We start from the raw sequence: 10,518 nt of genomic DNA on the forward strand, positions 1-10,518 counted from the left end.
TGACGGCGCTCAGGTGAATCTCCCCAGTTCTGCTCACTGAAATTCCCCACCCTGTGGCCCCATCCGGGGACGGGCGGGGCTCCTTCGATGATGGCGGTCTCTGACCACACGCCTACTCGAAGGAGCCCCTCGTCCCATGCTGTCACGGGAGGAAGACATCGAAGTTCACGCGTTGGCCCGGCAGGGCTGGACGATCTCAGCGATCGCCCGGCATCTGGGTCGGGACCGTAAGACCATCCGCGCCTACCTGCGCGGAGACCGGGCCGCGGGCGTCCGCAAGCCGGCGGGGCAGGACCCGTTCGAGCCGTTCGTGGACTACGTCCGCGCCCGGCTGGCCGAGGACCCGCACCTGTGGGCGATGACCCTGTACGACGAGGTCGTCGAGCTGGGGTACGACAAGGCCTACTCCACCTTCACCCGGCAGGTCCGCACCCGCGGGCTGCGCCCGCACTGCGAACCGTGCGCCGGCACGAAGGGCCGCCCGGCGGCGGTGATCGAGCACCCACCGGGTGAGGAGACCCAGTGGGACTGGGTCGAGCTGCCGGACCCGCCCGAGCACTGGGGCTGGGGCACCAAGGCGTTCCTGCTCGTCGGTGCCCTGGCCCACTCCGGCCGGTGGCGCGGCGTGCTGTGCCCTTCGATGGACCAGGCTCACCTCATCGGCGCCCTCGACCGCGTGACCAGAGCGCTCGGCGGGCTCACGCGCTCGTGGCGGTTCGACCGGATGGCCACCGTGTGCCACCCGGCCACCGGGCGTGTGTCCGCGTCGTTCGCCGCGGTGGCCAAGCACTACGGCGTCGGTGTGGAGATCTGCCCGCCGCGGCGCGGCAACCGCAAGGGCGTGGTGGAGAAGGCCAACCACACCGCCGCCCAACGCTGGTGGCGCACCCTGGCCGACGAGGTCACCGTGGAGCAGGCGCAGGCGTCGTTGGACAAGTTCTGCACCACCCGTGGCGATGCCCGCATGCGGCCCGGCGGCCCCGACGGGAAGGCCTCCGTGCTCACCCTCGCCGCCAAGGAACCGCTGGCCCCGGTCCCGACCGTCCCGTTCCCCGCGTCGATCACCGAGGAGAGGGTCGTCTCGGCGCAGGCGCTGGTGGCCTGGCGCGGCAACTTCTACTCCGTCGCCCCCGAGCTCGCCCGTGCCCAGGTGACCGTCACCTGGCGCCTGGGCAGCACGCGCATCGACATCGCCACCACCTCCGGGACGGTGATCGCCCGGCACGAGCTCGCCCCCGACGGTGCTGGCGTCATGGTCCGCGAGCACGCCCACGTCACCGCGCTCGAGGCGCGCGTCCTCGCCGGGCACGACGCCTCTGTGCCGCACCGGCGCAAGGAACGCATCCCACCCGGCCCCGCAGCCCAGGCAGCCGCGCAGGCGCTGCGCGCCCGCCACCAACCCGAGCCCGCCACCACCGCGGACGTGGTCATCGACCTGTCCGCCTACGACAAAGCAGCCCGAGGAAGGAACACCCTGACCCGATGAACACCACACCCACGACCGCGACGACGACCGAGGCGCTGCCGGCGCCGATGATCACCAGCCAGGCGTCGACCTACCAGCAGCTGCGCTCCCACCTGGCCGCGTTGAAGCTGCACGCCGCCGCCGAGCACCTGCCCACCGTCCTGGCAACCGCCGCCGAGCAGGGGTGGTCGATGACCGCGACGTTGGAGCACCTGCTCGCCCGCGAGGTTGAGGCGACCGAGGCCCGCAAGCTCGCCGGCCGGCTCCGGTTCGCCTCACTGCCCACCCCGGCCACCCTGGCCGACTTCGACTTCGACGCCGCCCCGAACGTCGACCGCAAGCTCATCGACGAACTGGCCACCTGCCGGTACCTGGAGTCGGCGACCAACGTGCTGCTCATCGGCCCGCCCGGCGTCGGCAAGACGCACCTGGCCGTCGGCCTGGGCCGGGCCGCGGCCGAGGCCGGGTACCGCACCTACTTCACCACCGCCGCCGATCTGGCCGCCCGGTGCCACCGCGCCGCGATCGAAGGACGCTGGGCCACCACCATGCGCTTCTTCGCCGGCCCAACCCTGCTCATCATCGACGAGCTGGGCTACCTGCCGCTGCCCGGCGAGGCCGCCTCCGCGCTGTTCCAGGTCGTCTCCCAGCGCTACCTCAAGACGTCCATCGTGCTCACCACCAACCGCGGCGTCGCATCCTGGGGCGAGGTCCTAGGCGACAGCACCGTCGCCGCAGCCATGCTCGACCGGCTCCTGCACCGCTCCGTCGTGCTCAACCTCGAAGGCGACTCCTACCGGCTGCGCGACCACCACGCCCGCCAGGGCACCCTGCGAGCCGCCACCCGCCAACCCCTACACTGACCACCGCCCAAGGTGGGGAAATTCAGTGAGCATCACTGGGGAACTTCGACGAGCCTCGTCATCTCGGCCGATCTGTCGGGGGAGTGGTTCGTTGACCTGCAGGGCGACAAGATGGTGAGACGAGGGCTGTCTCACCAACTTGTAGGGAATCCTCAGGCTCGAAATCCGGGCTCAGCAAGCTCGAAGGCGGCGCATGCACCTGTGAACCTGCAAAGCACACCCCAGCGCGGGCCTCCGCTAGGTGGTTTACACTGTCGTGAATCCCAGGCCGCGGTATAGGCCGTGCGCGGCGGAGGAAGTGCCTTGCCCGACGCGCAGCGACAGCTGCCGGTCGCCAGCGCTTGTGCAGGCCTCCATCGCGGCCAGCACCAGCGACCGGCCCAAGCCAAGGCCCCGCGCTTCGGGATGCACGAACAGGTCGATGACGAAGGGCCCGTCGAGGTGGTCGTCCCAGATGGAACGCTCGACGACCAGGATCGCGCCCGCCGGCCTGCCGCGAACGCGCGCGAGCCAGCTCGCATCCGTTCGCAGGGTTCCGAACTGGCCGGTGAAGGTCTCATCGATCTCGCGTCGGGCGTCGTCCAGGTCCTCGGCTCCCACCTGGGGCGGGTAGCTGGCCAGGTAGAGCCGAGCCAGATTCTCACGCTGGGACTGATCGAGAGGCATGAGGCGCTCGGCGGGATGAGCGGCGGGTGGATCGCCGGCCGCAGGCAGCGTGATGCTGAGCAGGTCAGAAGGCATGAGGGTTCCGTTCCAATGGTCGATGACGTGGGGATGAGAGGCGACGTCAGGAGCGGAACATGGTGAGGAGGATAGCAACCACGTGATGCCGACCGCCCGCCCTCCGGGGACGGGCGCCCAGGGCATGTGTTGACCTTGACACTGTGGAAGGGCGTCAGATGGCTGTCGACATGCTGAGTATCGGACATATGGCGCACGTGACCGGGGTGTCCCGGCGGATGCTGCGGCACTGGGAAGAGGTAGGTCTGCTCGCGCCGGCCTCCGTCGATGAGTTCACCGGCTACCGCCGGTACGCGCGGAATCAAGTTGGCCGGGTTCGGGCGATAGCGTCATTGAGAGCCGTCGGCTTCAGCCTCGACGCGATCAATGATCTTCTCGGTGGGCAACTCTCGGAGCGGCGACTCAAGGAGCTCCTGCGAGCTCGTGAGAACGAGCTCGTGGCCCAGATCGACGAGGACTCAGCGCGTCTGAAGGAGGTGCGAAAGCGCCTCACCGCTCTCCAGAGAGGACACCGAACGATCATGAACAACCTCGAGCTCGGCACGCTACCTACCTTGCAACTAGCAGCCCTGCAGACCTTCGTGGCGGATGAGTCGGAGATCGGCGACGCGGTCGCCGATCTACTGCCGCGAGTACGGGACCAGCTGGCCAAGAACGGCGTCACCGACGTCGACATCGTGCTCACGTACGACGGGACCTCCGAGGACAGCATCGTCGTCACCGCAGGGGCTCCGACCTCTGATGCACGCGTCATCCCAGGCCTCGAGGCAGTCCGGGTCGAGGGAGCCGAGCACGGTGCCAGTGTCCGTTTCGACACACCGCCCTCTGATATCGGTGATGCGTGGATCGCGATCGATGCGAACCTCGAACAACGCGGTCAAGAGACGACCGGGGTCTACCGCCAGACTCTCACGCGGGACGGTGGCGTCGTCCTGCAGGCGCCCCTCAAGAACCTGCCACACGAGGGCTGATGTGCGGCCGCGGGTCTCAGCCTCGGGTTGCTGCCCGGTGGTCCCCGTCCAGTTCCCAGGTGATGTGACCGCGCCTGGATAGGTCCTCAGTGTCGAGGGCGAGGGTGTGGCGGATCTGTCGGTGGACCAGCGGGTCGACGATGTGCTTGTCGTGCGGGAGGCCGCGCAGCGCCTGGTAGGTGGCGCGCGCGGTGGGGAGGAGGTGGGCCAGGAGGTCGGGGTTGGTGATGCCGTAGGTGCTGTCCAGGACGGCCGCAGCAGCCGGTGAGAACGCCTGCGACGGTAGTTCGTCCTCGGCAAGGAGGATGCTGACCGTCCTGCTGATCACCGTGGAGTGGTCCCAGTGCACGGACCATGGCAGCAACGCCGGCGCTGACCCGGTGTCATCTCGTACCGGCGGCCGTGCCGGCCCGGGAGACTGGCTGCTTCAAGGAGGTCGCCACGTCAACGGTTCGCCAGGGTTGTGGCCGGCCGCCTCGGCGACTGCGGTGGCGACCATGGCCAGGAATCGGGCCAGGTCGGGGTCGGCGGTCGGGTCGGTGTGGGCGCCCTCCTCGTCGTCGCGGTGGTACAGGTCGGGGTTGAGCAGTGTTCCCTCGGTGGGCGCGGCCAGCCGTAGGTCACCGCCGGTGTAGACGGACCAGAAAAGTTCGACCAGGGCGCTGGTGCTGACCCAGCCGTGGCACGCGCAGAGGAGGCTGCGGGTGTGGTTCACCGCGGCGACGAGCAGGTCCTGGTCGGCGGCGATCCACCGGCGGCTTTGGTAGTCGATCGGCGGGGGAGTGGCCTCCAGGAGGGTCGCGACCTCGTCCAGGCGGCGCAGCACGGATGGCCAGGCGCCGGTGCGGCGCAGGTGCCGGACCAGGTTCGGTGGGTGGACCGTGAACGAGGCCGGTAGGCCGAGGTCGATCGCGATCAGTCGCCAGGGCCGGGTGCTGCCGACCTTGGCCAGCAGCATGCTGGCGGCGGCCCGGTCCCGGTAGTCGCTGTCGCGGATCCACGGGTGCAGCGTGCCGGGCCAGAGCAGCTGCGGGATCCATGCCAGCCGTGCCTGTCCCGGCGCCGGGCTGGGCGCACCGTGCTGGGTAGGGCAGGGGTAGCGCGGGTTGTCGCTTCCGGTGCGGAAGACCAGTTGGCTGCTGGCGGGTAGTCGCTCTCTCAGGGAGGTGAGGCGGACCGCGGCCAGCAGAGGGTTGCGCCGGCGTTTGGTCAGGACGTGGTCGGGGCCGATGGGGGTGACCGGCCCGGCCGGGTGCAGCAGCCCGTGCCGGTCGGCGATTGCTCCCGCGACGGCCGGGTCCGGTTGTGCGATCACTGCTCGTGCGGCCAGGACCGCGTCCAGCAGGTCGCCGGTGGCACGGCCGGGACGGGTCAGGTGCTTGACGTCGCCGAGCCGTTCGACGACGAGCTCCAGGGCGGCGTCGAACAGGTCCGCGTGGGACACCTCGAACCCGCAGGCCCGGATCACGTGTGCCGGATCGTCGTCGGCTTGTCGGGCCACGGCGTGCAGCCATAGCTGGACAGCTGCCACGTCCTGGTCGACCGGCGGTGCGGGGGCTTCGCGCAGGTCGTGCCCGCACACCTGGTACCTGGTCCGTGGGGTGTGCTGTCCGGGCGCGGGTTCGCTGCAGACCCAGGGGGCGTTGTCGTGGGTCATCCATGCCGAGCTGGTGAACCGTGCGCGGTGGCACGCCGGGCAGCGGCGGACCAGGAGCCGTCGGTGCGTCGTGCAGACCAGGTTCAGCGGTGCCGCCCAGGCCTGCTGCCAGATGCCGCCGGTCTCGGCGAGGCAGGAGGGGCAGAAGCGGGTCCGGTCCGGGGCGACCTGGCCACGGCCGTGATAGGCGCCCAGGTACCGGGCCACCTGGGAAGGCAGCGCATCATCGCCGCAGTCGGTGCCCGGCGGGCGGGAGTCGAGCCCCGCCGCGGTGGCCAGGGTCTGGACGTGCGGTGCCAGGTGCGCCTCGACGCGGGCGGCCGGGCCGGCCACGACCGCCACGCCGAGCTCGCTCAGAAGACCGGAGACCGGCAGCCTGTATCGGTGGGCCAACCGCGCCAGCCACGACGCCAGCTGCTCCCCCGCGGCCGGAGGCACGGCCAGCGGGAGCCGGGTGATGTCGTACCCGCCCGGTACCAGCCGCGCCCGGGCACGCCCGGTGACCGGCCGGGGGAGGGGATCAGGTGCTCTGGCTGAGATGCTCGGCGGCATTGTCGATCCGGACCGATGACAGTACGTCGGCGTCGAGCACCTCGGTCCCTGTGGTGATTGCTCGTGCGCAGGCACGTTCGAGCAGGGTCGCCAGCGACCCGATACGACCCTGGGTGCGTTTGTGCAGCAGGTCGGCGTGGTCGGTCAGCATCCCCGGGCGGGCCCGCGCCAGCTTGTAGTGCGGTTCCAGGGTGGCCAGGAGCGTGGCCCAGGCACGGGCACCGGCGTCGGTGCTAGTGGAGAAGGGGACGACCGGGCAGCGGGTAGCCCGCCGGCTGGTCTGGGCCAGGACGGCCTGGTCGCCGTGCAAACCTTCGTCGAAGAAGCGTCGCTCACGCAGCCCGACCCCGACGTAGATGAACGTGACCGGTAGCTCGTTGGCCAGGCCCTTGAGGTGGTTGGACACCTCGGTGCCGTGGCGCCCGGCGAAGTCGACGAAGTGCAGCTCGTCGATGACGATCAGGCGGGTGTCGCAGCTGGCGACGCAGTCGATGGCCAGTGCGGTCAGCTCGGTGCGTGAGCCGCGACGGGCCGCAGGGTGGCCGTAGAACTCCAACAGCTTCTGGTTCAGGCCCTTGAGGGTGATGCCCTCGTTCAACGGCACGAACGCCACCGGCAGCCGCTGATTCCCCTCAGCCGTGGTGTGCCCGTAGCGGCGGTAGATCCGCCGGTGGAAGTCGCGAGCGTACCGGGTCGCGATCGTGGTCTTGCCCAGGTACGGCTCGGCGTCGATGACCACCGACCCGCGCAACTTGTCCGCATCGCGACGGTTGGAGGCCATCACCTCATCGATCACCTGGTAGGCCGAGACGAGCTGCTGGGTGCGCACCGTCGGAGGGTTGGTGTTCCAGACAACCCGGGCCTCGCCGTAGTCCTCGGCCTCCTCCGGACTCAGATCGGCCATCTCGGCGAGGGTCAAGGTCGGGAAGTCCGGCCGGGGAGCCGCGTTCACGAACGCGTCCCACCCGGCCTTGCGGGACATCTGGAACAAGGCGGTGTCGTGCACGGCCAGCCACCGGGCCCACGGGTTGCTCATTCGTCGAACACCTCCAGCACCTCGCTGTCCGGGTGCTCGGCGTAGTAGCGCTCGAACACGTCCAGGTCGTCCGGGTGCTGCGTCGGCGCGGCCTTCCGGGCCTCGCGGGCGGTGAGCAGGTCGATCACCCCGGGCACGGAGGCGCGGTCGGTCACCTCGCCTGCGTCGAACACGTGGCTGCTGGGCTGGGTGGCCAGCCGGATCGCAAGGTTGCGTTCTCGGCGGCCCATCACCTCCTACCGGCCCCACCGGGCCAGGAGGTCTTCCACAGCCTGCTGCGGGTCGACGTGCCGGTGCTCGGCGATGCTGATCCGGCGGGTGTAGTCAGCTGCGTCCTTGCTGAACGGGGCGTTGATCCCGCTGGCGAGCCGCCACTCCAGGCGGTGCCACCTCTTATCGGCCGGGTCCTGGAAGTAGACGGCCCGCACATCGTCGACATCGACCAGGATCGGCCACTTCCCGGCATGGGCGCCGCCGTAGTCCGATCTCCTGGCCCGGTAGGTGTTCAAGCCCGGACCGTCGTACCGGCGCCCGTCGATGTCGACGCCGTAGTGATGGATCTTGCGCCACTGGACCTCCATCAACTCATACCGCAGGTCCTCGGCCGCCGGGAGCCGCAGCAGCCCGGAGAACTCGATGCCCCGGTTGAACATCTCCTGCGGGGACAGGTCGACCTTCGGCAGCAACGGGTCCCGCAGCCCCCGGTGCGCGCGGAGGTGATAGACGTCACCGACCCACTCCCTGATCAGGTCCTCCAGCTCGGTGACGTAGTAGAACGCGCCCTTCTCGACGTCCTTGCCGCGGGAGGCGATGTTGGGACCCTTGTAGCCGGACAGCCTGTCCAGCAAGGACAATCGCAGGCTCTTGAAGAACCGCTCGAGTGCCGGTTTGTCGGTCGGCTTGTCCGGGATCGCCGGCTGCACCGAGATCCCCAACCGGCGGCACACCCCCATCGTGTGCTCAGACAGGTACACCTTGCCGTGGTCGATGACGATGGTGTCCGGGAACACCCCGACCGACCCCAGGACCACGTGTTCCGGGACGCCGGCGTACGGACCTGACGGGGAGTCGGGTCTCCGTCCCCACTGCTGCGGGGTCAGGCACTGCAGCAGCACGCTGGCCACGTCCGCCGACTTCGCCGCGACCGGGCGCAGACGCAGGCCTTTCACGGAGCGGTCGTACAGGTCCATCGCCAACGTAAGCTCGGTGTTCACCCACCGCATCGTCACCGGCTCCATCGCGAACACGTCCAGCTTGTACCCGTCCATCAGCACGTACTCACCGGGACGGTTCGGACGCAGCTGCCCCAGGACACCCTGCGGGCGCTTGGCAACCGAACGACGCCGCGGAGCGTCCCCGAACGTGTGCCGGCCGGCGTCCAGCTCGACAACGCGTTCGTAGGCCACCGACGGGGTGGGTACTACGCCGTCGGGTACCGACTCCAGGAACACCCGGTTCGTCTCCCGGATGACCGTCTGCTGCGAGGGTGTGGACCGGTTGGTATAGCGGGAGAGGACCTCGGTGCACGCATCATCCCAGCGGGGATCGACGCTGCGCCTGGTGTCCTTCAGGAGCCGCTCATCGATCAGCCCGGCCGGGCCCAGCTCGTCGAACCGGCGCAGGCGCCGTTGCACCGTTCGCAGCGACAACCCCAGCTTCGTGGCCGCTGAGCGCATCCGGGCGGGCGCCTCGTCAGCTCCTCGAACCGCGAGCAGCTCAGCGAAGATCTCCACCTCCGCCTCCAACCGGGTGCGCTGCTTGAGGGTCAAGGACTCCAGGCCGATAGCTGACAGGAGGTCCCGCTGCCCTGCATCGACGGCGTGACTGTCGGGGTCCGGTCCGGAGGCACCTTCGAGCAGGTCCGTCACCGCAGCTGTCCGATACCGTCCACCGTCTCCCTGCAGACGCACAGACGTGCCGCGGACCTCGCAGACGGCCCAGCCCTCGCCGTCGAACCACAGTCGAGTGCCGACCCGGACCTCAAGCAAGGACCCTGTCACCCTCGGGACACCTCCCGGACGCGATCGATCCGCGTCGCCGAGCTGAGGGGCTCATCCAGGTCGATCTCCCACGCCTGGTGCCAAAGGAGGCCAACCATCGCTGCCCGCAGGGCGTGCGCCGTGTAGTCGGTGGCGCGGCTCGCGGCCCTGAGCGACTCGCCCAGTGACCGGTCCACGGCGCCGTGGCGATGGAGCTGGATCGTGGCTCCGGGGTCCACCAGGTGTGCCCGGCGCCCCTGAGCCAGGAACCGGACGTTGGTCAACCGACGCGAGTCGGTGCCGGACCACACCGAGTAGCGCCACCCTCGTTCAGCAAGCACCCGGCCCGTCCAGCCGAGAACTTCGGCGACCTCTGGCTTGTCGACCAGATGTCCGGGCTTGACGTCGACCACCTCGACCGACCCATCACGTCGTTGCAGCAGGTAGTCCGGGACATGTCGGCGCACGACGTCGCCATCACGACCGGCGAGCCCGAACGGTTGACTGGCTACGGCGACCACGTCCTGGTCGAAGTCAGCCAGCATGAGCCGGTCCCGTTCGAGCAGGCTCTCGTACCCGACCAGGTCACCCATCGTCGCCGCCCACCACCAGCCCGGGTAGTGACCCATCCCCGCGTACGACCCGAACCGGCGAACCGGGAGCCCGCGCACCACCAGGTCCGCTCGGACAGCATCCCAAGTCGTCACGACGTCCTCGCCGTCTCGGGACGTGTAGCGGACCTCGACCAGCCTTCCCGGCTTCTCCCTGGCCACGGCTCCAGGGTCCACCTCGCGACAAGATCCCCGGACCACGACACGCCGACGACAAGAAACCTGGACAACGACAAGTTACGGCGGAACCTACAGCTGTGTAGGTTCTCGCGCGGATTGTCATCGCCGCGAGCCGTTGACCTGCGATGGGACAGATTGTCGGGACGCCGACCGTCTCACCAACTTGTCCGAATCCTCATGGTGAGCCCATCCCGTGGCTTGGCTCCGCCGGCCAGCATCGCCGGACGGCAGAGCACTGGAGCCAGCCTGGGTCGCTCCAACTTGGGTGAGCATGCGTCGTCCGCCCGCCGGCGTGCACGCCCGTCGCTACGGTACCGACGACGTCGATGTACAGGATGGCACCATCGACAGTGGCCGTCCCACATGAGGATCGTCGGCTGGAACAGGGGCCCGGTCATCGATCCACGTCAATGTCCATGGGCTGGTTCGCCGGGATGATGTGGTGCTGGGGCAGGCGGATGGC

The 10,518-nt window shown here is 69.4% G+C and carries 10 protein-coding genes; 3 read left to right on the forward strand and 7 right to left on the reverse strand.

Annotation, left to right across the window (positions count from 1 at the left end):
• Positions 1 to 136 precede the first annotated feature (136 nt).
• The gene (locus ACTMMA_RS14365; protein ID WP_441188762.1) at positions 137 to 1,486 is read left to right on the forward strand and encodes a Mu transposase domain-containing protein; all 1,350 of its coding nucleotides are present in this window, start codon (positions 137 to 139) and stop codon (positions 1,484 to 1,486) included.
• On the forward strand, positions 1,483 to 2,328 hold the full coding sequence (istB, locus tag ACTMMA_RS14370; RefSeq protein ID WP_441188763.1) for an IS21-like element helper ATPase IstB: 846 nt from the start codon (positions 1,483 to 1,485) through the stop codon (positions 2,326 to 2,328). Before ACTMMA_RS14365 ends, istB begins: the two co-directional genes overlap by 4 nt.
• Positions 2,329 to 2,574: 246 nt before the next feature.
• Here istB and ACTMMA_RS14375 read toward each other — a convergent pair whose 3' ends face one another.
• Complete coding sequence (locus ACTMMA_RS14375; RefSeq protein WP_441190827.1) at positions 2,575 to 3,069, reverse strand: GNAT family N-acetyltransferase; 495 nt, start codon at positions 3,067 to 3,069, stop codon at positions 2,575 to 2,577.
• A gap of 188 nt (positions 3,070 to 3,257) precedes the next feature.
• Here ACTMMA_RS14375 and ACTMMA_RS14380 point away from each other — a divergent pair, with 188 nt between their 5' ends.
• Positions 3,258 to 4,040, forward strand: coding sequence for a MerR family transcriptional regulator (locus tag ACTMMA_RS14380; protein WP_010148347.1), 783 nt, complete (start codon positions 3,258 to 3,260; stop codon positions 4,038 to 4,040).
• Between the two features lie 16 nt (positions 4,041 to 4,056).
• Here the strand turns inward: ACTMMA_RS14380 and ACTMMA_RS14385 are convergent, their stop codons facing one another.
• The 6 genes from ACTMMA_RS14385 to ACTMMA_RS14410 form a co-directional block, all read right to left on the reverse strand.
• Positions 4,057 to 4,368, reverse strand: a complete 312-nt coding sequence (locus ACTMMA_RS14385) for a hypothetical protein (protein ID WP_237707530.1) — start codon at positions 4,366 to 4,368, stop codon at positions 4,057 to 4,059.
• A 99-nt stretch (positions 4,369 to 4,467) separates the two neighbouring features.
• Entirely contained in the window at positions 4,468 to 6,249 is a 1,782-nt protein-coding gene (locus ACTMMA_RS14390; RefSeq protein ID WP_441190828.1) for a TniQ family protein, read from the reverse strand.
• On the reverse strand, positions 6,218 to 7,285 hold the full coding sequence (locus ACTMMA_RS14395; RefSeq protein ID WP_006593183.1) for a TniB family NTP-binding protein: 1,068 nt from the start codon (positions 7,283 to 7,285) through the stop codon (positions 6,218 to 6,220). The genes ACTMMA_RS14390 and ACTMMA_RS14395 overlap by 32 nt, the downstream gene beginning before the upstream one ends.
• The gene (locus ACTMMA_RS14400; RefSeq protein WP_441190829.1) at positions 7,282 to 7,515 is read right to left on the reverse strand and encodes a hypothetical protein; all 234 of its coding nucleotides are present in this window, start codon (positions 7,513 to 7,515) and stop codon (positions 7,282 to 7,284) included. Before ACTMMA_RS14400 ends, ACTMMA_RS14395 begins: the two co-directional genes overlap by 4 nt.
• 6 nt (positions 7,516 to 7,521) lie before the next feature.
• Positions 7,522 to 9,153 carry a TnsB C-terminal domain-containing protein gene (locus ACTMMA_RS14405; RefSeq protein WP_441190830.1) on the reverse strand — a complete coding sequence of 544 codons (1,632 nt, stop codon included), beginning with the start codon at positions 9,151 to 9,153 and terminating at the stop codon, positions 7,522 to 7,524.
• Positions 9,154 to 9,281: 128 nt separating this feature from the next.
• Positions 9,282 to 10,037 (reverse strand): TnsA-like heteromeric transposase endonuclease subunit, encoded by a 756-nt coding sequence (locus ACTMMA_RS14410; RefSeq protein WP_006593185.1) that lies wholly within the window; start codon positions 10,035 to 10,037, stop codon positions 9,282 to 9,284.
• Positions 10,038 to 10,518: the final 481 nt, after the last annotated feature.

The sequence above is a fragment of the Ornithinimicrobium panacihumi genome, assembly GCF_052073805.1.
Taxonomy (GTDB): domain Bacteria; phylum Actinomycetota; class Actinomycetes; order Actinomycetales; family Dermatophilaceae; genus Ornithinicoccus; species Ornithinicoccus panacihumi.

Excerpts from the sequence above, each read along its gene's own strand:
- ACTMMA_RS14365 (WP_441188762.1), top strand. The coding sequence starts at position 137 with ATGCTGTCACGGGAGGAAGACATCGAAGTTCACGCGTTGGCCCGGCAG.
- istB (WP_441188763.1), top strand. The coding sequence starts at position 1,483 with ATGAACACCACACCCACGACCGCGACGACGACCGAGGCGCTGCCGGCG.
- ACTMMA_RS14375 (WP_441190827.1), bottom strand. The coding sequence starts at position 3,069 with ATGCCTTCTGACCTGCTCAGCATCACGCTGCCTGCGGCCGGCGATCCA.
- ACTMMA_RS14380 (WP_010148347.1), top strand. The coding sequence starts at position 3,258 with ATGGCGCACGTGACCGGGGTGTCCCGGCGGATGCTGCGGCACTGGGAA.
- ACTMMA_RS14390 (WP_441190828.1), bottom strand. The coding sequence starts at position 6,249 with ATGCCGCCGAGCATCTCAGCCAGAGCACCTGATCCCCTCCCCCGGCCG.
- ACTMMA_RS14395 (WP_006593183.1), bottom strand. The coding sequence starts at position 7,285 with ATGAGCAACCCGTGGGCCCGGTGGCTGGCCGTGCACGACACCGCCTTG.
- ACTMMA_RS14400 (WP_441190829.1), bottom strand. The coding sequence starts at position 7,515 with ATGGGCCGCCGAGAACGCAACCTTGCGATCCGGCTGGCCACCCAGCCC.